Source organism: Acidaminococcus sp. CAG:542 (assembly GCF_000437815.1).
Lineage (GTDB): Bacteria > Bacillota > Negativicutes > Acidaminococcales > Acidaminococcaceae > Acidaminococcus.
This window is the reverse complement of record NZ_FR902029.1, coordinates 14,493-38,083: the sequence shown is the minus strand read 5'-3', so window position 1 is coordinate 38,083 and position 23,591 is coordinate 14,493. Positions and strand designations below refer to the sequence as shown.

Genomic DNA, 23,591 nt, shown 5'->3' with positions numbered 1-23,591 from the left:
ACACCCAGGTTGTCCAGTTCATCAGCGAATTCGCTGACCAGTTTGTCATCAGCACCGATAGCGCCTTTGGCCAGAGCCTTGGCAACGATCTGAGCCATTTCATAACGGGTCATGGTCTTGTCGCCTTTGAAGGTGCCATCAGGATAACCGTCAACTACGCCGGCAGCAGCCAGTTTGGCAACAGCGCCGTAAGCCCAGTGGCCAGCAGGCAGGTCGGAGAAGGGGTTGGCAGCGAAAGCAGTAGCGCTTACGCCCAGAGCCATAGCCATGGCAAATACTAAGGATTTTTTCATAGGAAAACACTCCCTTGAATGATATTTGTCCTGCCCCCGGGTTTCCTTTCCGGCATCCTCCAGATTTTTCCGTGCGAGTATCCTTGTTTCCTCTACGTACACATTCCGGATTCTTCCATCCATTGGCCCATCAGCGGGACGGCGTGAATTTCTTCACACTGCCAGTGTAGTATGGTGAAAAAAAAGAAACAAGGCGCCTGGGGGAAAGTTTCCACTTTCGCCTGATTGTGCCTTGTTTCTTCGCATTTTACAGGAGTCATTTTTGTGACTTGCCAGTCCGTTGTTTCACTGTTTTATCACAAAGGAATCTTTTGACCAGTACCACGGCTGCCAGTCCATCCACTGCGGACGGTTCAGAAAGCAGGGCCGTGGGCAGCAGCTTTTTCCATCCCCGGGGCGGATTCAGCTGCCAGTAGAGTTTTTTGGCCTCCTGGGTGCTGCCGTATTCATCCACTTCATAAAGGGGCAGCTGGGGAAACGCCTCCGCCAGCTGCCGATGCATGGTCTTTGAAGTTGTGCCGTCCCCCAATACGCAGCCGGCGGGACGGTCTGCAGCCAGGAACTCTTTCAGATGGTCCAGGAACCCTTCCGTAGGCAGGATGGCCTGGCGGACCAGGGTTCCATCCCCGACCACCAGGGCGGCACCGGTTTTATCCCGGCCCGGATCCACCCCCAGATAAAGCTCAGTTTTCTTCACGAGGCAGACCTCCCACAGGACGGATTTCCAGATCCAGCAATACAGGCCCGGCCACGGTAATATCCCGGCGGGCCTTGGCGGTGATTACCACTTTGCCGCCCAGGCTGCGGATCTTTTCGCTGGCGTTGGACAGTTCGGTGCTGGTAATGGCCCCCACGTCCCCGGTAATGGGATTGGGGATCACCCCGTCGGCCTGGGCTGCCCGGTTCACGGCCTTCAGGAAGGCCATGAGGGCCAGGTCGGATTCGTTGGAATTGGGATCCACGGTAATGGACTGGGTAAGGATCAGGGTATCTTCCGGATAGACCACCTTGTCCCCCACCATTTCCAGACGGGACACCACCACTTCGCCGGACAGGATGTTGCCGGCGGCGCAGACACGAACGTACATGTCCCCTTTGGCTTTTTCCAGGTTGGAAGCAGCGTTCTCCACCGCTTCCCGGCTGAGCCAAATCACCGGTGTGGAAGGATCCACCCCGATGCGGCCGGCTACCTGGATGTTGGCCTGGTTCAGGAATTCCTGGAGCTGTTTCTGGGTGTTTTCTTCGCTCTGGCCGCTTTTCAGCACCCCGGAATAGAGGATTTCGCCGCTGCGGAACACCACGTGGCCCTCCCGGACGGCCACAATGCCTTCCCGGAGTTTTTTGGCAGTGTCTTCCAGGGATTTCACATCCTGCTGGAGCTGGTCACGGGCGGCTTCCGCCTGGCGCACCTGTTCTTGTGCCTCCTGGAGACGGGTGCTGGCTTCCGCATACCGGGCCTGGAGCTGTCCCAGGTCGGCCTGGGCCTGCTGCATCTGGGCCTGGGCGTCCTTCATCTGGGCTTCAGCAGCAGCCTTCTGCTGCCGTGCCTGTTCCGCAGCCTGGGTGGCTTCACTGATTTTTTGGTCCAGTTCTTCGATTTTAGCACTTTGGGCGGACAGTTCTTCGTTGGCCTTGTCCCGGGTGGCGGTAAGAGAGGCGATTTCCGCCCGCATCTGCTTCATGCCGAACAGGGCCGTGCGGACCTCCTTGGAGGCAATGGTCAGGACGGTGATGGTCAGGGCGGCAACCAGCATGCCGCTGACAATTGTCATGACCACGGAGGTGTCATGAGGGCGCAGGCCAAAAAGCCGGAGCCGTTTTTTGCCGATTTTGCTTCCCAGTTTGTCTCCCAGATAGGCGATCAGTCCGCCCATCAGGGCCAGAACCAGGATCAGGGTAATGCCGGTCATGGGATGCGCTCTCCTTTCGTGTGTATATTATCCTGTACATTATAGCATAAAACCGGGGCTCGTGGATGAGCTCCGGTTTTATGCGGTCAGCGGCCGATGGAAAGCAGATGCTGCCGCATCTGCTTTTGAATATATCTGCCCTCCGGGCGGCCGGGACGGGCTCCCCTGCGGGGAGCCCCTACAACGTTAGTGCCAAGGATGCAGCGGAAAATCCGTTTCCCGGACCGTAGGATCGAACATCTGATCCCAACCAGGTAGGGGTGCGCCAAAGGCACGCCCTTCCCGGCCTGCGGGTTTCACAGTCAAGGAATCAGATCACCCTTTCCGGCTTTTCCCGGTCTTGTAATCGATGGTGATGCCGGGCTGGTTGTTGTAGACGAACACGTTGAACTGGACGCCGGCTCCTTTGTCTTCCACGCTCCAGGCTTCCATCTGTACGCCCCGGGCCACCAGATCATTCCCCTGGAAAATGGGAGTTACCCGGTACAGCACATGGTGGTTGGTTTCTTTTACGTAGTCGGCCACCATATTTTCAAAGGGCAGCATGCCGGTAACATTGAGATACCGGGTGCCGGTAATCAGGTTTTTGGGGTTGGCGTTTTCCGCTGTCAGCTGATACCCGATGAGATGGCACCGGTTGTACAGATATTTCCCATCAATGCCCTCATACTTCACGGTCTGCCAGCCGGAGGGCTTGACGCTGCCGATGGGGCCCCGTTTCTCCGTAGGCATGGTTTGCCGGCTTACATTGGCATAGGCGGGGCCGCAGCGGCCCAGGCTGTCCAGGTCGCTGTACCGTTCAAAGGACTTTTTGGTCTTGTCCTTGTCGGGGAAATCGGGCACATTGTTGTTCAGCACCACATAGGGCTTGTTGGTAAAGGCAGGGATGGAAGAAATGTCAAAGGAGGGCTGATTCTTCCCCACCTGCTGGGTCACCTTTGTGCTGTTTTTGGGAGCCGCTTTTTTGGCGGCAGGTTTGGTGGATCCGCAGGCGGTTAAGACCAGGGACAGGGAAACCAGGAGAGCGGACAGGAAGGCTGTGAATTTTTTCATTTTACGTATACCTCTTCTGTAATTTTGTCATGGGAGGAACCGGCAAAATCCGCAGAGGAAACTTTCTGCCAGCCCTGATTCAGGTCGATGTCGAAGAAAAAGTCCCCGGGATAGGCCCGGTTCCAGTGGTAGAGGATGATCTTTTCGATTTTGTCCAGATAGGGAACTGCAGAACGGTCCTCCAGCAGGCAGTATTCCCCGGGTCCGGCCTGGTCCAGGAAATCTTCTGCCACGCGGATATTGGCCGCTGGCGGGTCGAAAAGGCCGGCGGTATATGCATCCATCCACAGAGGTGCATCCCCTGTGAAAGCAAGGATACGGGCCCGGAGGAGCCGGTCCTGGCTCTGGCGCCGGTGGTTGAACAAAAGGCCGCCGGAATCATCGACGGCAGTGATGAGAAGCATGGGATTTCCCTCCTTGGCAGGTCGCGAGCCACGGGTCGTGGGTCCCGGGCTTTGTTGGTTCAGCCGGAAGTACGGCTGCTTGTCCATATATGGTATTTATTATATCATACTGTGAACAAAAGTTCACGTTTCATTCGGATTTGCAGAACAATTGGCCCGCGGCCCGCGGCTCAGGGCCCGCGACCGCAAAAAAGCTGCCTTCCGGCAGCTTTTTGCTATACATTATCCTTTTTATAAATCATCCAACACCCGAAGGCTCCGCAGAGGAGGTTGGGGGTGGCGGCGGCCAACAGGGGCGGGATCACGCCGCCCTGGCCCAGTCCGGTCATGAAGGTCATGATGGAATAATAGATGAAGATGATCACCACGGAGAAGCCCAGGCCCATGGACGCCCCGGTCCGCTGGGATTGGACCCCCAACGGCACCCCGATGAGGGCAAAGAAGAAGCTGGCCAGAGGCACGGTGAACCGGCGGTAGATTTCCATCTCATACTTGCTGGTGGGCATGTACTGGCGTTTCAGGATGTCGATGTACATCTTCAGTTCCCCAATGGTCATCTGGTCCGGATCTTTCTGGTCCAGGGTAATGGCCTTGGGGGTCTCGCTGATGGGCAGCACCTGCTTGTCAAAGGTCATGGTCCGGGCTACCCCATCCTTCCCGGTCAGGTCGGTGATGGTGCCCCCTTCCATGATCCAGGTCCCCTGGGTCCATTTGGCCTGAGGGGTCCGCTGGATCCGGGCCACTTTTCCGTTGTCCCAGTCTTCGATGGTAATGTCCTTCATCATCCCCTGCTTCTCGTCGAAGGTCCGGGCATAGGTAAGCCGTACCAGCTGGCCCTTGGACACCTGTTTGATCAGCACATGGTTCTGGGTCCGGGGCTTGGTATCCCGTTTGATTTCCACTTTGATGATCCGTTCATATTCGCTTTTGGCAGGAGGGACCACCTTTTCGGCCCACACCACGGAAAACAGGCTCACCACGAACCCGGCTGCCAGGATGGGGGCGGCGATCCGGCGGAAGCTGAGCCCCCCGCTGCGCATGGCGGTGATTTCACTGTTGCTGGACAGCTGGCCCATGGTAAGGAGGGCCGCCAGCAGCATGGACATGGGGAAGGTATAGTTGATCACTTCCGGCATGAGACACAGGAACAGCCGGATCAGGGAAGAATAGGAAGCCCCGTACTGGGTGATGTACTGGGTCACCCGGAACAGGAAGGAACTGGCCACAAAAATGGTGGAAAAGGCAGCCACCCCGAACAGGAAGGGCTGCATCATCTGTTTTAAAATGTACTTATCTAAAATGGACATGAGCAGCCTCACATTCTGAAATTATCGCCCAGATAGAACTTCCGGGCCACCGGATCTTCGGCCACCTGCTGGCTGGTGCCTTCCACCAGGATCTTCCCGGCGCTGAGGATATAGGCCCGGTTCACGATGCTGAGGGTTTCCCGGACGTTGTGGTCGGTGATCAGCACCCCGATGCCCCGCTTGGCCAGATGGGCCACCATCACCTGGATATCCGCCACTGCAATGGGGTCGATGCCCGCAAAGGGTTCGTCCAGCAGGATGAAGCCAGGATCCGTAGCCAGGGCCCGGGCGATCTCCACCCGCCGCCGTTCGCCTCCGGACAGGGCACTGCCCTTGCTTTTCCGGATGTGGCCGATGTGGAATTCCTGGATCAGGTCTTCCATCTTTTGCCGGCGTTTGTCCTTGTCCGGTTCGATTTCTTCCAGGATGGCCATAATGTTCTCTTCCACGGTAAGCTTCCGGAAGATGGAGGCTTCCTGGGGCAGATAGCCAATGCCCTTCAGGGCCCGTTTGTACATGGGAAGATCGGTAACGTCCTCGTCATCCAGGTACACATGGCCGGTATCCGGATGTTCCAGACCCACGATCATGTAGAAGGAAGTGGTCTTCCCGGCACCGTTGGGCCCCAAAAGTCCCACAATGGTCCCCTGTTCCACTTCCAGGCTGACTTCGTTGACCACCCGCCGCCCGGCGTATTCTTTTACCAGTTTTTCCGCACGTATCTTCACTCTTGACTCCCTTTATCCAATTTCAGTCTGGCCGATGGTCATGAGATGGCCGGGCCAGTTGTAAAACTTATACAGGAATTTCGGCACATTGGCCAGCCCTGCCAGGCTGAATACCGGCTGTGCCCCGCTCTCCTCCTTCTGGGAGGTGCTGTCCTGGGGCATCACCACCATCTTCACGTTCCCTTCGCCCATGGCCACTTTGCCCCCGGCCCCGGTAATGGTCAGGGTATCCCCGCTGACGGTATCGTCATTCTGGGTGGCGGTGGCATGGCCGATGAGCCGGATGGTGCCGTCGGCTTCCTTGGTATTGTAAATGGCCCGGTCCGCTCTGGCAGTCAGGTTCCGGGGCGGGCTGATCAGCCGCACGTTGCCGTCGGCGTTGGCCACGCCGGTGCCCATGTTGTATTTCATGTTGGCGGCATCCAGGCTGGACCCGTCATCCATGGTGAGCTGGGCCCAGGATCCGATGGTCTCCGCAAACTGGGCATCGGAATCGTAATCCACCTGGGCGGCCCGGAGGGTCTTGTCCTCTTTCCGGAGCACGGCGTTGCCAATGGCGGAAAGGAATTTCCCCTTGTTTTTGATGATCAGTTCAGAGCTGGTCAGATGGGCATCCTTCTGGTCGGCCACCACGGACCCGGTAAGTTTTCCTTCCCCGGTCTTGGTGTTGTAGTCGGCTTCTTCCGCACTGGCGGTGCCGTCATCGTGGCGGATCTTCACATTCCCCACGGCAGCGGCCTGGCCGCTTTTGAAATCATACTGCACCTGATCGCCGCTGATGGAGGACGCCGCCCAGCAGGCAGAAGTAACGGACAGAAGGCCTGCCAGGAGTCCCAGCACTGCGATTTTCTTTACGTTCAGCATTAAAATTCTCCCTTCTGTACGTGAGCATCCTCTTCCAGTTTGGCCTGGTCCAGGGCAACATTGAAGGTTGCCTTTTTCGCCGTGGCCACCGTATCGTCTTTCTTCAGCCGGACATTGCCCTCACCCACCACCATCTGATCTTTGTTGATCCAGGTGAATTTGTCCGCCACTGCATCTCCTCCGTCGGAGGTGGTGCCGTGAGGATTCTTGGTAAGGACCACGTCCTTGGTATCCATATGGACTTCCCCTTCGTCAGCAGTCACGGTCATGGTCCGGCCGTCGTCCTGGTAAAAGGTCCCGCTGATGCCCTTCATGTGGGCCAGCTGGGCTTTTTTGTCATAGAGCAGGGACTGGACGGTAAGTTCCCAGACTTTTTTCCCGTTTTTCGTTTCCTGGATGGTGGAACCGTTTACTTCCTGGAGCACGTCCTTGCCGTTTTCCTGGACCTTGCCCGTGGTGGGCTTGCTGCTCAGGAGCCAGGCAATGACGCCTCCCATCAGGAGCACAGCGGCTGCAATCACCAGCAGTGTACGACGTTTTTCTGCGAGCATGGAGGCATCCTTTCTTTACCCGTTCCAGGGAGTGTTCCAGCGGTGCTGGAACCAGATCCAGTTGTCCGGATACTGGCGGATGATCTTTTCCACTTCCTGGGTCATTTTCAGGGTAATCTTATAATCATCTTTTTCCTGATTTCCCGTATCTTCATAGTAAATGGGTTCTTTCACAAACACCTGGTGGCCATAGCCGCTGGGTTTGCGGACCATGAAGATGGGCACCACCGGAGCTTTGAACTTCCGGGCGAAATAGGCCGGCCCTTCCGGGGTGGAAGCCATCTTCCCGAAGAAGGGAACGAAAATCCCATGGTAGCCTCCGTCCTGGTCGGCGATGAGCCCCAGCATCCGTCCCTTTTTCATGGCACGGGCGCAGCCCAGGATCTCGTTGGTGCCCCGGGCGAAGATTTCCTGTCCCACCCCCCGGCGGAGCTCATTGAGGAAATCACTGTATACCGGGTTGGGCTGGGGCTTCTCCACGGCACTGAGGGGAAATCCGTTGAGGGCCAGAGCGGCTCCCAGCCATTCCCAGTTGTCCATGTGGCAGGCCAGCATCACGACCCCCCGCTTTTTGGCCAAGGCTTCCCACAGGATATCCGGCCGGTCGAAGCTGACCAGGCCCCGGATGTTGTCCTTGTTGAGGGCCGGCATGTAGAGGATCTCCATGGCGGTCATGCCCAGGTTCAGGAACAACCGATGGATAATGGCATGGGCTTCCCGGGCCGTAACCCCCATCCGTTCCTGGATGGTTTTTTCCGCCCGCACCCGCTGTTTTTTGGCAATATGCCAGTATAGTTTACCACAATTCCGTCCCAGCCGCACTACGAATTTGTAGGGCAGCAGGGACAGGAACCGGCTCAGGCCTTTCAAAAATCCGTAAAGCATTACTGTCTGTCTCCCTGTCCCTGGATTTCGTAACTGCGGACGATGCCGTCCCACAGGCCTTTGGCCTTGAGGATCCGTTCGATCACATCCCGGACGGCTCCGTGGCCGCCGTTGCAGGAAGAGACCAGCATGGCCCGTTCCCGGACTTCCGGGGCGGCATCTGCAGGAGCAAAAGTCACCGCCGCCCGTCCGAAAGCGGGCAGGTCGTTGAGATCATCCCCCATAAAGGCGGTTTCTTCCAGCGGAATGTCCAGTTCGTTGGAAGCCTGCTCCAGCACTTTGCCTTTGTAGACCACGTTTTCGTATATGGAGCTGATGCCCAGTTCCATGGCCCGGTGGAGAACGATTTCGCTGTGGCGGCCGGTAATGAGGGCCACCTGGATGCCGTGGCGGAGGGCCAGGCTGATGCCCATGCCGTCCCGGGCGTCAAAATGCTTGGACAGTTCCCCTTCCTGTCCGATGATGATGCTGCCATCGGTCATGACCCCATCCACATCCAGGGCCAGGAGACGGATCTTGGCCAGTTGTTCTTCTGTAATCATTTATACCACTCCCTGGTGTACCAGATCAGTAATATGCAGCAGCCCCACCACTTTCCGGTCCTGATCCACTACGGGCAGGACGGTAATGGGCCGGGGTTTGTTGGATTCCATAAGGTGCAGGGCTTCGGCGGCCAGTTTGTGATCCAGGATGGTCTTGGGATTTCGGGTCATCATCTGGGAAACCGGCCGGTTCAGGCAGTCCAGATCCTTGGCGATGCCTCTCCGGATGTCCCCATCGGTCAAAAGTCCCTGAAGATGCTGGTTGTCATCCACAACAGAGACAGCCCCCACGCCCTTGTCGGTAATGATGAACAGGGCATCCTTGACGCTGATGTCCGCATGGACCAGGGGATTTTCGTCCCCTTTGTGCATCACATCGTCCACCGTAAGCAGCAGCTTCCGTCCCAGGCTGCCCCCGGGATGGAAAATGGCGAATTCTTCCGGGGTGAATTTCCGGGCGCTGAGGAGTTCCATGGCCAGGGCATCCCCATAGGCCAGGGCTGCCGTGGTGCTGCTGGTGGGAGCCAGGCCCAGGGGGCAGGCTTCCCGTTTCACACCCACGTTCAGGACGATATCCGCATTTTTCGCCAGGGTGGATTCCGGATTCCCCACCATGGCGATGACTTTGGCGCCGATCCGCCGGATGGAGGGCAGGATGTTCAGGACTTCTCCCGTTTCCCCGCTGTTGGACAGGGCCAGGACCACATCCATGTCCGTGACCATGCCCAGATCCCCGTGGATGCCTTCCGCCGGATGGAGGAAAAAGGCCGGGGTGCCGGTGCTGGCCAGGGTGGCAGCGATTTTCCGGGCGATGATCCCGGATTTGCCCATGCCGGTGACGATGATCCGGCCTTTGCAGTGGAGGATCATCTCCAGCGCGGCGCCGAAATGGTCATCCACCCGGGGCAGCAGCTCCAGGATGGAATCCGCTTCGATCTGCAGTGCTTCTTTGGCTTTTTCAAACATACCGGTTACGCCTCCCTGCGGCCGATGGCGTCGATGGCTTTGGCGTCCGCCAGGACCTGTTCCAGATCATCCAAGGCAATCATGTTGGGGCCGTCGGACAAGGCTTCTTTCGGGTTGTCGTGGGTTTCGATGAAGAGCCCGTCAACCCCTACAGCAGCTGCCGCCCGGGCCATATGGGGCGCATATTTGCTCTGGCCCCCGGAGCTGGTGCCCTGTCCGCCGGGGATCTGGACACTGTGGGTCACGTCCATGATCACCGGGAAGCCCAGGTCCCGCATAATGGGCAGGCTGCGCATATCCGTCACCAGGGTGTTGTAGCCGAAGCTAACGCCCCGTTCGGTGAGCATCAGATTCCGGCTTCCGGAACCCACGATCTTGTTCACCACATTTTTCATGTCCCAGGGTGCCAGGAACTGGCCTTTCTTCACATTGACCACTTTCCCGGTCCGGGCAGCTTCCACCAGCAGGTCCGTCTGCCGGCACAGGAAGGCGGGAATCTGGATGATGTCCAGGACTTCGGCAGCCTTTTCCACCTGCCAGGTTTCGTGGACGTCACTGATCACCGGCACATTCAGATCTTTCTTGATCTGGGCCAGGATCTGGAGACCTTCTTCGATGCCCGGGCCCCGGAAGGAATCCAGGGAAGACCGGTTGGCTTTATCATAAGAAGCTTTAAACACATAGGGCAGGCCCAGCTTTTCACAGATGGCCTTGGCCCGTTTCCCGATGGCCAGGCTCCGTTCGTAGCCTTCCAGCACGCAGGGGCCGGCCATGATCAGCAGCGGGTGACCCTGTCCCACCTGGTAGGGTCCGATCTTGACGATTTCCATGGGATTACTCCTTTCCTTCCTGGTCCAGTTGGGCGAAGATTTCGTTGGCCCGGTCCAGATCAGCCTGGGTGTCGATGCCCACGCCCTGGAAGTCCGTAGCCAGGACTTTAATCTTTACGCCGTTTTCCAGGGCCCGGAGCTGTTCCAGCCCTTCCACCCGTTCCAGGGGCGTGGGCAGGAGCGCCGCAAACTTCAGCAGGAAGTCCCGGCGGTAGGCGTAGATGCCGATATGCTTCCATACCTTCACTTCCGGTTCTTCATTCCGGGGATAGGGAATCAGGCTCCGGGAAAAATACAGGGCGTAGCCGTTCTGGTCGGTGACCACCTTTACCGCATTGGGGTTCTGGTAGTCCTCCGGATTCATTTCCGTTTTGCAGGTGGCCATTTCCAGGTCGGGATTGTCTGCAAAGGCCTGGGCCAGGTCGTCGATGACCTGGGGCGGGATCATGGGTTCGTCGCCCTGGACATTGACGATCACATCCACATCCTCGAAGTTGAGAGCCACTTCCGCCAGCCGGTCGGTGCCGCTGGGATGATCTTCGGAGGTCATCACAGCCCGGCCGCCGAAGGCATTGACGCAGTCCAGGATCCGCTGGTCGTCGGTGGCCACCAGCACTTCATCAGGGATCCGGGCCAGAGCGGCCCGTTCATAGACCCGCTGGATCACGGGTTTGCCATGGATCAGGGCCAGGGGTTTCCCTGGCAGACGGGTGGACCCGTAACGGGCCGGAATTACACACAGTACTTTCATTTGGACGGATTCTCCTTTTTAATGGCGGCTTTGATGGTATCGGTAAAGGCTTCTTCGCCGCTGGTAATCTGGATTTCCATATCCAGGATGTACAGAGGCACATCCCGGTGGAGGTAAATAAACTCTGTGGGGATTTTCACCGCATCTTTCCCGGTGGTGACCAGGGCTTTGACGCCCCGGCTGATGGCCCGGTCCATGATGTACTGCATTTCCACCATGCCGTAATCGTGGTGGTCCGGATACCGGATGGCTTCCACGATGTTCAGGCCTTCGGCGTTCATGGTCTGCTCAAAGGAAGAAGGGTTGCCGATGGCAGAAAACACCATCACATGCTTGCCCCGGAGGGCTTCCAGAGGCAGGGCCTTGGACATGTCGTTCTTGTACCAGTCTGCGATCTCGATGTAGTCGCAGGGTTTATGGATGCTCTCGGCAATGGGAGCCGCCGGAGCGTATTTGTGCAGGGTGTCGCAGAGAGTGGCCCGGGAAATGGGGGAACTCTGGTCGCATTTGGTCAGGAGGAACAGCCCTGCCCGGCTCAGGTTGCTGAGGGGCTCCCGGAGCGTGCCCCGGGGCAGGATGCAGCCGTTGCCGAACATGTTGAGGGTATCCACCAGCACCACGTCCAGGTCCCGGTACAGCTGCCAGTGCTGGTAGCCGTCATCCAGGATGATCACTTCCGCCTTGAACTTGTCCACGGCGAACTGGCCCGTAATGGCCCGTTCCTTGCCGATGACCACCGGGATCCCCGGCAGCTGCTTGGCCATGAGGAACGCTTCGTCCCCGGCTTCATAGGCGGTCATGTAGATTTTCTTCCCATCGGACACCACCCCGATCTTTTCTTCCCAGTGGGACCGGTAGCCCCGGTTCAGGATCACCACCCGGTAGCCCAGTTTCTGGATCATCAGGGCCACTTTCTGGGCGGTGGGGGTCTTGCCGGTGCCCCCTACGGTAATGTTGCCGATGCTGATCACGCAGCAGTCCAGTTTGGTCCGGGGTACCAGCCCGGCGTTGTAGCAGAACAGCTTCAGCCGGACCCCGGCTTCATAGAGCACGGAGAGGATCCGGAGGAAGGCCAGGACGCACCAGTCCAGGATCCCGTTGTCTTCCCCGTGGGAAAGCTGGATCAGGTACTGGGTCACCGCATCCCCGGGACGCATCCGGGGGCTCACTTCGTCGTTGATGTTCCGGGTATTGATCTTGTAATGGGTGTTCACCATGCTTTCGGTGGCAGTGAGTTCCAGCAGCTCCTTCAGGTAGCCGATGGTCCGCACGGCGGCGCCCCGGTTTTCCCGGATCACCTGGAGAGAGGCATCCCCCATCTTTTTCCGCAGGGCATCGTCTTTGAAGATCTTCAGGAACATGTCCGTCATTTCCTTGCCGTCATGGATCTGGACACAGGCCCCCACTTTGCTCAAAAGGGCGAAGGAATCCTTGAAGTTGGACATGCTGGGCCCCACGATGATGGGTTTGGCATGGGCTGCCGGTTCCAGCACATTGTGGCCGCCGTGGTTGATCAGGCTGCCGCCTACAAACACCGCATCCCCCACTGCATAGATCCGACCCAGTTCCCCGATGGTGTCGATCAGGACCACCTGGTATTTGGGACGGGGATTGCTCATGGCCTTCAGAGAGGACCGAAGACCCAGAGAAAGGCCGTATTTTTCCGCCAGCCGGGTGATTTCATGGATCCGGCCAGGCTTCCGGGGAGCGATGATGAGACGGGCCTGGGGGAATTCCTTCCGGATGTCCAGGAAGCTCTGGAACAGGGTTTCCTCTTCAGTAGGATGGGTACTGCCGGCCACGATCACCGGGTAGTCCTCTTCCAGCCCCAGTTCATCCTTGTACTGCTGGAGATCTTCCGGGGTCACTTCCGCATAGGTCTGGTCGAATTTGGTGTTGCCGGTCACAAAGATCCGGCGTTTTTCCGCCCCCAGATGCTGGATGTATTCCGCATCGATGGAGGACTGCATGCAGAACCGGGTGACGCTGCCCATCATGTCGGCCAGGATGCCGAACAGATACCGGTAGCTTTTCACGGATTTGTCGGAGATCCGGCCGTTGACCATCATCACCGGGATCCGGCGCAGCTTGATGGCCCGGAGGAAGTTGGGCCACAGTTCCGTTTCCACCGGCATGAAGATCCGGGGCATGATCCGCTTCACAAAGGATTCGGACACAAAGGGCAGATCCAGGGGGAAGTAGATGATGGCATCGGCTTCCGGGATGATCTGGTGGGCCATGTTGTAGCCCCCGGTGGTCACGGCAGACACCAGGATCTTGGCATCGGGCATGGCCTTGCGGATTTCTTTCACCAGCGGGCTGGTGGCCACGATTTCCCCTACGGAAGCACCGTGGATCCAGATGCAGTTTTTATGGGCAACGGCTGCGATTTCTTCATCCCGGATGAACCCCAGGCTCTGACGGAACCGGCGGGGAAAGCCTTTTTCCCGGAAATACCGCCAGGTAAAGTAGGGCAGGATCACAAAGATGAACAAAACTGTGGCCAGGAAGTTATAAATATAGTACATACATTGACCTCGTTTTCATTGGGCTTGGCTTGCTTGGAAGGAAGGCGGCTGATCAGCGGGCAGGGACCTCCGTCCCGGCCGGTGCCGTTTCCTGGTCTTCCAGTTTCCGGACTTCCGCCTGTTCGGCTTTTTCCCGGTACTGGATGTCGTGTAGGTGAGCATAAAGCCCGTGACGGGCCATCAGTTCCTCATGGGTGCCGGCTTCCACGATTTCCCCATGATCCAGTACCAGGATCTTGCTGGCGTTCTGGATGGTGGACAGCCGGTGGGCGATTACAAAAGAGGTACGGCCCACCATGAGCCGGTCCAGGGCTTCCTGTACGATCCGTTCACTTTCCGTATCCAGGGCGGAAGTGGCTTCGTCCAGGATCAGGATCCGGGGATCCTTCAGGATGGCCCGGGCAATGGCAATGCGCTGGCGCTGGCCCCCGGACACGTTGATGCCCCGGTCTCCCAGGTAGGTGTCATACCCCTGGGGCAGTTTCTGGATGAATTCGTCCGCATTGGCGGCCTTGGCGGCGGCCAGCACTTCTTCCCGGGTGGCATCCAGCCGCCCGTAGAGGATGTTGTTGTACACTGTGTCGTTGAACAGGTTGGTTTCCTGGGGCACAATGCCCACCTGTTCCCGGAGGGAAGATACGGTTACGTCCCGGATGTCGTGGTCATCGATGAGGATGGCCCCTTCGGTCACGTCATAGAACCGGGGCAGCAGGTTGGCGATGGTGGATTTGCCGGCACCGCTGGGCCCCACCAGGGCAATGGCCTGGCCGGGCTGGGCGGTAAAGGTCAGGTGCTTCAGGATGGGTTCATCCGGATTGTAGGAGAAGGACACGTCACGGAATTCCACCTTCCCTTTTACAGGAGGCAGGGCAATGGCATCGGCCTTTTCCGGAATCTTTTCGTCCAGATCCAGGATGCTGAACACCCGGTCTGCAGCGGCCAGGGCTTTCTGGATGTTCCCCAGCACCCGGGCGATCCGCTTGATGGGGTTGGAGATATTCACGGCATAGACCAGGAAGGCAATCAGGGACCCGGCGGTAATGTCACCGCTGAGCACCCCCCGGCCCCCGAACCAGATAATGGCGGTGACCCCCAGGGCGGCGATGAATTCGATCACCGGGGACAGGGTACCCATGAGCCGGACGCTTTTCATGTTGGCATCGAAGTTCTTCCGGTTGGTCCGTTCAAACCGGGCGATTTCATAAGGCTCCCGGACGAAAGACTTCACCACCCGGCTGGAAGACAGGGTTTCCTGGAGCACGGAGGTGATGTCGGCGGTGGCCTGCTGGATCCGGTGGCCGGTCTTCCGGATCTTCTTGCCGAAGAAATCCATGAAGAACAGTACCACCGGGAAGGTGCAGAAAGCGAACAGGGTCAGTTTCCAGTCCAGATAGACCATGGCACAGATGGAACCGATGAGGACGGAAGTTTCCGTGATGATTTCCACCGAGTTGTCCACCATGGCACTCTGCATGGCCTGGACGTCGTTGGTCACATAGCTCATGATGGTGCCCAGTTTGTTGGTGTCATAGAACCGGGTATCCAGTTCCATCATCTTTTTGAACACCAGGCCCCGGATGTCGATGACCACGCTTTCCCCCACATAGTTCATCAGGTAATTCTGACCGTAGTAGGTAATGCCCCGGGCAAAGAAGATCACCACGATTCCCAGAGCGATCAGGTTCAGCAGCTGGGCATCGTTGTTGATGAACACCTTGTCGATCACGTCCCGGACGATCCAGGGCACGTACAGGTTGGCGGCGGAGGTGAGCACGGTGCAGACCCCTGCCAGGGCCAGACGGGGCAGATAGGGTTTGATGAAGCGCAAAATTCGCAGATAGAGGTTCATGGATTCTCCTTTGCTGTTTCAAGGATCAGACGGGCGGTCCGTTCCACGGCACCGGGCTGACCCAGCTTGGCAACGGCCTTTTGCATTTCTTCCCGGACGGCGGCGGCGTTGGCCGGCTCCAGGAAGTGGAGGACGGCGGCAGCCATGTGGTCCGGGGTCATGTTTTCCTGGATCAGTTCCGGAAGGATTTCCTTCCCGGCCAGGATGTTGGGCAGGCCGATGTATTTCACATAGACCATGTGTTTGGCGATCCACATGCTGAGAGGACTGGCGGTGTAGCAGATAACGCTGGGCAGCCCGCAGAGAGCCGCTTCCAGGGTCACGGTGCCGCTGGTGGCCAGGGCCGCGTCGCAGGCCCCCATCACATCATAGTTGTGTCCTTCCACCACTTTCACCGGCAAAGGACTGGTCTGGAGGATGGACTGGAGCAGGCCGGCGTCAATGGACGGGGCCTTCTGGAGGACGAATTCCGTTTCCGGCCGCTGCTTCCGGATTTTCGGCAGGGCCTGGAGCATCACCGGCAGCACCCCGGTGATTTCCTTCACCCGGCTGCCCGGGAGCAGCAGCACCACCGGATGGCCGGGCCGTTTGCCGATCAGGGCTTCCGCCTCCTGAGGACTCAGGGTGGGCTGGACAATGTCCACCAGCGGATTCCCCACAAATTCCACCGGGGCTCCCGCCGCTTTGTAGACTTCCGCTGCAAAGGGGTAGATGCAGGCCACTTTGGCGGCCAGCCGGGCCACGTCTTTGGCCCTCCCCCGGCGCCAGGCCCAGGCGGAAGGAGGGATGTAGGAAAATACCGGGATCCCCAGCTTTTTGGCTTCTTTGGCTACCCGCATGTTGAAATCCGGGTAGTCCACAGTTACGAACACATCGGGCTTCCGTTCCTCCATAAGACGGCGGAAAGCCTTCTTCAGCCCCAGCAGACGGGGCAGAGCCTGGAGGACTTCCACAAAGCCCATGACGCTGTAATCTTTATAATTGAACACCACTTGCCCACCGGCTGCTGCCAGGGCATCACCGCCCATGCCAAAGACCTGGGCCGTGGGGTCCTGCTGCAGGATGGCACGGGTCAGTGCAGCGGCATGAAGATCGCCGGAGGCTTCCCCCGCAGAAATGAAAACTTTTGTCACCCTGTTGTCTCCTCTCTCATCTGAACATAAATGTACAGTTTATTATATCACATAACAAAAAAGGGGGTGTGAAAAAATTCACACCCCCCACCGAAGCCAAAATGGACTGTGAAAAAATGAAGATCATTTTTTCACAGTCCATTTTTATTTTCCTTCCGGATCCTTCATGGCCACCACCGTCAGTTTGTGACGGTTGGCCAAGTCCAGGGCCTTTTCCCGTTCCACCAGGAGGGTCCGTCCGGCTTCCATGACGATGCCGGCACAGCCGGATTCGATCATGGATTCCACGGTCTTCACCCCGACTCCCGGCATGTCGAACCGGTTGTCCTGGGCGGGCTTGGCAGTTTTGGCCACAATGGCCCCCTTGCCCAGTCTGCCGCCCCGGAGGATGCAGGCATCGGTGCCCTCGATGGCTTCCACGGCCATGATGGCCTTGTTCTTCACCACCACAGTCTGGCCGATGTCCAGGCCTCCGATTTTCTTGGCCATGGCAAAGCCGTACTTCATGTCTTCCCATTCTTCCGGTGTGGGCTGCCGTTTGCTCAGCACCCCTTCCTGGGGCATGAGATCCGTCAGGAACAGGGTCTGGTCCATTACATGGATCCCCATGTCTTCCAGTTTGGCCACCAGGGCATTCATGATGGTGTCATCGTGCCGGTCCGGCAGGGACATAAGGATCTTGATGGCCTGCCAGTCCGGGACCAGGATGCCTCCGGAATAGAGGATTTCCTTGGTCACCTTGCCGATCATGGTGACTTCATCCACCCCTTCCTGCTTCAGGGTCTTGAAGATTTTCCCCACTTTGCCGATGTTGATGGCATAGAAGGCATCCGCTTCTTTTTCCAGGTCTTCATGGGTGCCGGGGACCAGGGCCACAGCCACTGTACGGTAGCCGGCCTTTTTGGCTCCCCGGACCACATCCACCGGCAGATGGCCCACCCCGGAAAGCACCCCTAAGGTCTTCCCCATAGGCTTACTCCCGGATACCGTGGGCGGAAGCCCGGCAAATGCCTCTTTCCACCGTGCGCAGGAAGCGCATGAAATGTTCCACTTCTTCGTAGCTGTCCAGTTCCAGTTCCATGGTCTTGATGGCATCGGACAGGGACAGGCCTCTCTTGTAGAGGATCTTGTAGGCTTTCTTCAGCTCCCGGCGGACTTCCATGGGGATACCTGCCCGGGAGATCCCCACGCTGTTGAGCCCTGCCACATAGGCCGGGTTCCCGGCCACGATCACAAAGGGCGGTACATCCTGGGAAATCCGGCTCATGCCGCCGCACATGCAGTTCCGGCCGATCTTGGTGAACTGATGCACAGCGGTAAGGCCCCCGATGACGGCCCGGTCTTCCACGATCACATGGCCGGCCAGGGTGGCTACGTTGCTCATGATCACGTTGTTGCCCACAATGCAGTTGTGGGCCACGTGGGTATAGGCCATCATCAGCACATTGTTGCCGATCCGGGTTTCATTGCCTTCTCCCACAGCCCGATGGACCGTGGCGCATTCCCGGATGGTCACATGATCGCCGATGATGGTTTCCGTATCTTCTCCTTTGTATTTCAGGTCCTGGGGGACTTCGCCGATGCTGGCACCCTGGAAGAATTCGCAGTTCTTCCCGATGGTGGTCCGGCCGGTAATCACAACGTGGGGATGAATGATGGTACCTTCACCGATCTTGACATGTTCACCGATGACAGAGTACGGGCCAATTTTCACGTTGGGGCCGATTTCCGCACCCGGTGCAATAATGGCTGTCTCATGTATCATACTAGAATCTGCTGTCATTGTTTCACTCCACCTTTATTGTTTATTTTCCGCCAGCGCAAAGAAGAAGTCCCCTTCGCAGGCCGGCTCTCCGTCCACTGTACCTTCACAGTGGGCCACACCCATATTGCCTTTGATTTTCGTAATGATGGCGGTGGTCACCAGCTGGTCCCCCGGTTTGATGGGACGGCGGAAACGCACCTTGTCGATTTTCCCGAAGACGGCGATCTTGCCCCGGTTTTCTTCCGGATACAGCAGGGTAACGCCGCCCACCTGGGCCATGGCTTCGATCAGCAGCACCCCGGGCATAATGGGATTCCCAGGGAAGTGGCCGATGAACTGGGGCTCATTCATGGTGATGTTCTTGATCCCCACGGCCCGCTTCATGGGTTCCAGTTCGATGATCCGGTCCACCAGCAGCATGGGATACCGATGGGGCAGAATCTTTTGGATTTCCTGAATGTCTAATGTAATCATATCCTTACTCCTTACTTCTTTTTTCTCTTTTCCGGAAACCGGGGTATGTCTGGGATGATATTCATGGAGCCGCCGATATTCATCGATCTGCCGGGACACATTATCGTTGAAGGCGTGACCGCTCTTCATGCAGATGATATGGGCATGGATGGGGCCCAACAGGTACATGTCCCCGATCACGTCCAGGATCTTGTGCCGGATCAGTTCATCCGGGAACCGGGGGGTGGACAGGATCTTGTCCTTGCTGAACACCACTACATTCTCCAGGTTGCCTCCCAGGCCCAGGCCCATTTTCCGCAGTTGGGCGATTTCATCTTCAAAGGCCACGGTCCGGGCGGAAGCCACTTCCTTCAGGAAATTATCTCCCTTATCTTCCACGTCCATCACCTGGGTTCCCAGGAGAGGATGGGGATTGATAGAGGTAAAGGTGATCCGGAAGCCCTCGTAGGGCAGCACCACAATGGAGCGGTCTCCGTCGTAATGGGAGAAGGCCCGGTCCACATGGTACACCTGGCGTTCCCCGTCCTGTTCCTCGATGCCCGCCTTCAGGATCTCATCGATGAAGGCCTGAGCGGAGCCGTCCCCCACCGGGGGTTCTGCCGAAGACATTTCCACGTAGCAGTTGTCGATTTTCAATATGGCCAGAGCCGCCATGAGATGCTCGATGGTGGTGACGCTGGCTCCGTTTTCCGTCAGGGTGGTGGCCCTGGTGGTAGCAGTGATGTTGGATGCCACGGCACGGACCTGGGGCCGGCCTTCCATATCTGTGCGGATGAACACGATGCCCGTATCCACCGGTGCCGGGCGCAGGGTCATTTCCACCAGCTTCCCGGAATGGAGCCCGATGCCGTCACAGGAAGCCGCCTGTTTCAGGGTGTGCTGTTTTTCAATGGTCATAAATCACACGCCTTTCTTATACTTTTCATACCGTTTGCGGCCATCCTTCCAGCGGTCGTGGACCCAGAACCACATGGCCGGATCCAACCGGATTTCCCGCTCAGCGATGGCTACCAGTTCTTCCATTATAACACGGACGTCCTCTGAACGGTTAGCTGTTTTCTCCGTGTGGAGGGCCGGATAGATCCGGGCGGTCAGGGTTCCGTCAGGGTTGTTGTGCATGAACAGGGGCACAATGGGAGAACCGAACATCCTAGACAGATGGGCGGCTCCCTGGGGAACCCGGGAAGGTTTGCCGAAAAACAGCAGATGTTCTCCGGTATGGGCGGAATCCTGATCGTACAGGATCCCCACCAGATGTTTCTTTTTCAAATAACGGCCGATGGCCAGCATGCTGTTTTCCCCATGGTTGTAGGTCACATGCTGCCCCACCATCTGCCGGTAGTCGTTGATGAATTTATCCATGGCCCCGTTGTTCTGCTTCCGGGTAATGGACAGGATGGGATAGCCCAGAAGGGCCATGGAAGCCCCCAGCATCTCCCAGTTGCCGTAGTGGGCAGTGCACATGATCACCCCCTTATCTTCCGCATAGGCTTTTTCCAGGTTCTCCAGTCCTTCGAAATGGACCAGCTGCCGGAAATTGTCTTTGGTGATCAGGGGATATTTCAGCACTTCGATGAGCATCCGTCCGAAACGGTAGATGCTTTCCCGGGCAATCTGTTCCGCCTGCGCTTCATCCACCCCCAGGCAGTCCCGGATGTTTTCCCGGGCCATGTACCGGCGCCAGGCCGGCACCACCCGCCATCCCAGATGCCCCAGCACCCAGGCCAGGGCCCGGTTCAGACAGTCCGGCTGGTGGCACACCAGCCAGCTGATGAACTCCATGAGCTTGTACGCAGCCATCCTGCATCCTCCTTAAAAGGTAAGGTCCATCCCTCCGTACAGGTGATGGTCTCTCACACCCACCTGGGCCTGGATGAATTTCCCCACCGGGATGCCGGCGCCGTAGTTGAAATGGCTGCCGTCATATTCTCCCATGAGATTCATGGAAAGACCCAGGAGTCTGGTTTCTTTTTCCACGGCATAGAAACCGTGCTTGTACTGGTCTCCGGTCCCCACCCCGCCGTGGATCTTCCAGCCGGCGGCCAGGGCCTTGGTGACAGCCACATAGCCCCGCCGGTCATTCCGGTCTCCGATATCCTCCACGCCAATGGCGATAGCAGGGGTCAGCGGGGTTTCCCGGAGCACCTGGAGTTTGGCGCTGACGGTGCCGTAGGATCCGTCATGTTTGGTATCCACATGGCTGCCGGCCACTTCGATGCCCAGAGGCAGGGCGATGTTGCCCCGTACATTCCGGCCTTCCTTGGTCCAGTCCAGTCCGGCGGACACATGGCCGGGCATCCGGACGTAGCCAGAAGGGGCGTTGATGATGCCGCTGGTGCCGCTGGGAGTGGTTTTGGCTTCTGCAGCCCCAAAAGGCAGCGCCGCTAGGGCACACAGCAGGGCAGCGGTCAGTTGTCTCTTCATGGTTGTTCCTTCTTTCCTTTTTCCAGTGCTTCCACGGTTTTTTCCAGCTGACGGAGCCGTTTCAGGGCAGCTCCCAGCTTCCGTTCATTGGCGGTCTGCCGCAGCCAGTCCACATGGGGCTGGGCAGGGAAGCCGGCCCACACCACATTGTCCGGCACGTCGCTGATGATCCCGGTACGGCCGGCAAAGGTGCAGTTGCTGCCGATTTTCAGATGGCCGGCGGTAGCAGCCTGGCCCCCGAAGGTGGTGTTGTTCCCAACAGTGACACTGCCGGAAATGCCCACATGGGCCACCAGGATGCAGTTTTCGCCGATGATGTCATTATGGCCCACATGGACCAGATTGTCGATCTTGGTGCCTTTGCCGATCACCGTGCTGTCCACGGTAGCCCGGTCGATGCAGGTGTTGCAGCCGATTTCCACATCGTCTCCCAGGACCACGTTCCCGGTCTGGAGCACTTTGGTGTGTTTGCCGTTGGCGGTGATGTACCCGAAGCCGTCTCCGCCGATGACACAGCCGGCCTGGAGAATCACCCGGTCCCCCACCACACAGTCTTCCCGCACCGTCACGTTGGAATACAGGGTGCAGTCAGCACCGATCTTCGCATGGCGTCCCACGTACACATGGGGATAGATCACCGTGTTGTCCCCGATTTCCGCATCTTCCGCCACATAGGCAAAGGGCAGGATGGCCACATTCTTCCCCACTTTGGCCGTGGGATGGATGAAGGCGTATTGGCTGATGCCCTTTTTCACCGCTTCCGGGGGACGGAACATCTGGAGCAGCACCGCAAAAGCGGCCCGGGGATTTTCCACGGCCAGTACAGCCTGTTCTCCCCTGAATTCCGCTCCCCGGGGAATCATGATGGCCCCGGCCCGGGACCGTCCGGCCACTTCCAGATAGGGAGGCACCGCAAAGGAAATCTGATCCTTCTGGGCTTCTTCCAGTCCATTGACCCCCTTGAGGACCATTCCGGGGTCACCCTGGAGGATTTCCCCTTTCAACAATGTTGCCAGTTCCTGTAAGGTTTTTTCCATTTCCAGCATCCTTTCCATTTCATGATGGTACGGGAAAAAGGGCGAACAGTGTCCGCCCTTATCGAATCTTATTTCATTGCTTTGATGATGTCATCGGTGACGTCCACACCGCCCTGAGGGACGGCTTCCTTCACCAGGATGGCGCTCAGGTTCTTTTCTTTGGCAACGGATGCGGCGGCCGCGTCAAAACTGCCTTTCACCTTGGCCTGGGCTTCTGCCTGGAGGCTGTGCATCTTCTGGCTCTTTTCCGTCAGAATCTTCTGGGCTTCTTCCTGGCTCTTGCCGGCGGTTTCCTGGTTCAGTTCCTCTTCCATGGCCTTGCCCTTGGTCTGGAGGTCCTGGGTGGCATCCTTGAACACCTGGCTTTCCGTCTGGACCTTATTCATGTCCACCACACCGAACTGGGCGTTCCGCCCGCAGCCAAAGGACAGCATGGCTGCTGCCACTACACAGAGAATCATTGCTTTTTTCATGTTGTTCCATCCCTCTTAGTAAACAATTTGCTGGACGACCGTGTTCACTTCGTCAGTGATGTCGTCGGCGCTGATATTGGCTCTCGGATTCCGGAAAATCAGCGTGTATTTCCGGCTGAGATTGACTTTCTTAATGGCGCTGAGGATATCACTGTCGATTTCCTCCCGCATCTGTTTTTCCTTGTCTTCCTGCTGCTGGATCTCCTTGTCCATGGACTGGAGCAGTTTATCCAGTTCCGGCTGGCCTTCCTGGTTCTGGGGAGTTTTCCCGGTGAGAGAAAGCCCTGTCTGTTCCTGGACCACCTGACCGGCCAGTTCCTTGGAAAAGGCCTGGAGCCGTGCCTGGGAAGCAGCCACGTCCGCAGCCATCTGCTGCTGGAGCCACTGCTCCTTTTCCGCTTCCACATCCGCCCGGTCCTTCTGGCGTTTGTCCAACAGTTCCTGCTGTTCCTGGAGAAGCGCTTTCTGGGCTTCATCGCTCATTTTCACGCTGCTCAGCTTCAGCCGCAGGTTGAACAGAGGGATCCGGTATTTTTCTTCCACCGCATCCCGGTCCGCCTTCACCCGGCTTTCCGCTTCCTCTTTCAAGGCTGCCCGTTTTTTCCGGAGCAGGTCCTGTTCCTGGGCCCGTTTCTCCGCCACCTGGGCAGACCACTGGGCTGACTGGAACTGGCCCTTGCCGGCTTCCCGGACTTTCTTCATCTGTCCCAGGAGAGCCAGCTGCTGCTGGCCGTTTTCCTTCTGCCGTTCCCGCAGCCATTTGGCGGTTTCCAGCTGTTCCTTCCGGCGCTGCCATTCCTTGTACTTGGGGTGCTGTTCCACCA

General features: G+C 57.9%; 25 protein-coding genes. All 25 read right to left on the bottom strand.

All coding sequences use genetic code 11. The features are described from left to right. The coding region (locus QVO43_RS01765; RefSeq protein WP_278722585.1) for an S-layer homology domain-containing protein at positions 1-293 on the bottom strand (293 nt) is incomplete at its 3' end. 256 nt (positions 294-549) lie between these two features. After that, complete coding sequence (locus QVO43_RS01760) at positions 550-990, bottom strand: pre-16S rRNA-processing nuclease YqgF (RefSeq protein ID WP_022486898.1); 441 nt, start codon at positions 988-990, stop codon at positions 550-552. Continuing rightward, positions 977-2,203 carry a DUF3084 domain-containing protein gene (locus tag QVO43_RS01755; RefSeq protein ID WP_022486897.1) on the bottom strand — a complete coding sequence of 409 codons (1,227 nt, stop codon included), beginning with the start codon at positions 2,201-2,203 and terminating at the stop codon, positions 977-979. The genes QVO43_RS01760 and QVO43_RS01755 overlap by 14 nt, the downstream gene beginning before the upstream one ends. A gap of 315 nt (positions 2,204-2,518) precedes the next feature. Next, positions 2,519-3,256 (bottom strand): DNA/RNA non-specific endonuclease, encoded by a 738-nt coding sequence (locus tag QVO43_RS01750; RefSeq protein WP_022486896.1) that lies wholly within the window; start codon positions 3,254-3,256, stop codon positions 2,519-2,521. Further along, positions 3,253-3,660, bottom strand: coding sequence for a hypothetical protein (locus QVO43_RS01745; protein WP_022486895.1), 408 nt, complete (start codon positions 3,658-3,660; stop codon positions 3,253-3,255). The genes QVO43_RS01750 and QVO43_RS01745 overlap by 4 nt, the downstream gene beginning before the upstream one ends. Positions 3,661-3,875: 215 nt before the next feature. Further along, positions 3,876-4,967 (bottom strand): LptF/LptG family permease, encoded by a 1,092-nt coding sequence (locus tag QVO43_RS01740; RefSeq protein ID WP_012939015.1) that lies wholly within the window; start codon positions 4,965-4,967, stop codon positions 3,876-3,878. An 8-nt stretch (positions 4,968-4,975) separates the two neighbouring features. Next, the gene (gene lptB / locus QVO43_RS01735) at positions 4,976-5,695 is read right to left on the bottom strand and encodes an LPS export ABC transporter ATP-binding protein (protein ID WP_022486894.1); all 720 of its coding nucleotides are present in this window, start codon (positions 5,693-5,695) and stop codon (positions 4,976-4,978) included. Between the two features lie 12 nt (positions 5,696-5,707). Next, positions 5,708-6,559 carry an LptA/OstA family protein gene (locus QVO43_RS01730; protein WP_022486893.1) on the bottom strand — a complete coding sequence of 284 codons (852 nt, stop codon included), beginning with the start codon at positions 6,557-6,559 and terminating at the stop codon, positions 5,708-5,710. Continuing rightward, entirely contained in the window at positions 6,559-7,110 is a 552-nt protein-coding gene (gene lptC / locus QVO43_RS01725) for an LPS export ABC transporter periplasmic protein LptC (protein WP_022486892.1), read from the bottom strand. Before lptC ends, QVO43_RS01730 begins: the two co-directional genes overlap by 1 nt. Positions 7,111-7,125: 15 nt before the next feature. Further along, entirely contained in the window at positions 7,126-7,995 is an 870-nt protein-coding gene (locus QVO43_RS01720) for a lysophospholipid acyltransferase family protein (protein WP_022486891.1), read from the bottom strand. After that, complete coding sequence (locus QVO43_RS01715) at positions 7,995-8,537, bottom strand: KdsC family phosphatase (protein ID WP_022486890.1); 543 nt, start codon at positions 8,535-8,537, stop codon at positions 7,995-7,997. The genes QVO43_RS01720 and QVO43_RS01715 overlap by 1 nt, the downstream gene beginning before the upstream one ends. After that, positions 8,538-9,503, bottom strand: a complete 966-nt coding sequence (locus QVO43_RS01710) for a KpsF/GutQ family sugar-phosphate isomerase (RefSeq protein ID WP_022486889.1) — start codon at positions 9,501-9,503, stop codon at positions 8,538-8,540. 5 nt (positions 9,504-9,508) lie between these two features. Further along, entirely contained in the window at positions 9,509-10,333 is an 825-nt protein-coding gene (gene kdsA, locus QVO43_RS01705; protein ID WP_022486888.1) for a 3-deoxy-8-phosphooctulonate synthase, read from the bottom strand. Between the two features lie 4 nt (positions 10,334-10,337). Then, positions 10,338-11,084 carry a 3-deoxy-manno-octulosonate cytidylyltransferase gene (kdsB, locus tag QVO43_RS01700; RefSeq protein ID WP_022486887.1) on the bottom strand — a complete coding sequence of 249 codons (747 nt, stop codon included), beginning with the start codon at positions 11,082-11,084 and terminating at the stop codon, positions 10,338-10,340. After that, positions 11,081-13,612: a tetraacyldisaccharide 4'-kinase gene (gene lpxK / locus QVO43_RS01695; protein ID WP_022486886.1), complete on the bottom strand. Its 2,532-nt coding sequence runs from the start codon at positions 13,610-13,612 to the stop codon at positions 11,081-11,083. Before lpxK ends, kdsB begins: the two co-directional genes overlap by 4 nt. 52 nt (positions 13,613-13,664) lie before the next feature. After that, the gene (gene msbA, locus QVO43_RS01690; protein ID WP_022486885.1) at positions 13,665-15,461 is read right to left on the bottom strand and encodes a lipid A export permease/ATP-binding protein MsbA; all 1,797 of its coding nucleotides are present in this window, start codon (positions 15,459-15,461) and stop codon (positions 13,665-13,667) included. Next, on the bottom strand, positions 15,458-16,594 hold the full coding sequence (gene lpxB, locus QVO43_RS01685; RefSeq protein WP_022486884.1) for a lipid-A-disaccharide synthase: 1,137 nt from the start codon (positions 16,592-16,594) through the stop codon (positions 15,458-15,460). Before lpxB ends, msbA begins: the two co-directional genes overlap by 4 nt. Positions 16,595-16,738: 144 nt before the next feature. After that, positions 16,739-17,563 (bottom strand): LpxI family protein, encoded by an 825-nt coding sequence (locus QVO43_RS01680; protein WP_022486883.1) that lies wholly within the window; start codon positions 17,561-17,563, stop codon positions 16,739-16,741. A gap of 4 nt (positions 17,564-17,567) precedes the next feature. Further along, the gene (lpxA, locus tag QVO43_RS01675) at positions 17,568-18,377 is read right to left on the bottom strand and encodes an acyl-ACP--UDP-N-acetylglucosamine O-acyltransferase (protein ID WP_022486882.1); all 810 of its coding nucleotides are present in this window, start codon (positions 18,375-18,377) and stop codon (positions 17,568-17,570) included. 15 nt (positions 18,378-18,392) lie between these two features. After that, the gene (gene lpxC / locus QVO43_RS01670; RefSeq protein WP_022486881.1) at positions 18,393-19,730 is read right to left on the bottom strand and encodes a UDP-3-O-acyl-N-acetylglucosamine deacetylase; all 1,338 of its coding nucleotides are present in this window, start codon (positions 19,728-19,730) and stop codon (positions 18,393-18,395) included. 3 nt (positions 19,731-19,733) lie between these two features. Then, positions 19,734-20,633 (bottom strand): lysophospholipid acyltransferase family protein, encoded by a 900-nt coding sequence (locus tag QVO43_RS01665; RefSeq protein ID WP_022486880.1) that lies wholly within the window; start codon positions 20,631-20,633, stop codon positions 19,734-19,736. A gap of 12 nt (positions 20,634-20,645) precedes the next feature. After that, the gene (locus QVO43_RS01660) at positions 20,646-21,257 is read right to left on the bottom strand and encodes a YjbH domain-containing protein (RefSeq protein WP_022486879.1); all 612 of its coding nucleotides are present in this window, start codon (positions 21,255-21,257) and stop codon (positions 20,646-20,648) included. Next, positions 21,254-22,294, bottom strand: coding sequence for a UDP-3-O-(3-hydroxymyristoyl)glucosamine N-acyltransferase (lpxD, locus tag QVO43_RS01655; protein ID WP_022486878.1), 1,041 nt, complete (start codon positions 22,292-22,294; stop codon positions 21,254-21,256). Before lpxD ends, QVO43_RS01660 begins: the two co-directional genes overlap by 4 nt. Before the next feature lie 68 nt (positions 22,295-22,362). Beyond that, positions 22,363-22,767, bottom strand: a complete 405-nt coding sequence (locus QVO43_RS01650) for an OmpH family outer membrane protein (RefSeq protein WP_012939033.1) — start codon at positions 22,765-22,767, stop codon at positions 22,363-22,365. 15 nt (positions 22,768-22,782) lie between these two features. Continuing rightward, positions 22,783-23,591, bottom strand: an 809-nt coding sequence (locus tag QVO43_RS01645; RefSeq protein ID WP_288174315.1) for an outer membrane chaperone Skp, incomplete at its 5' end; no start/stop codon positions are given.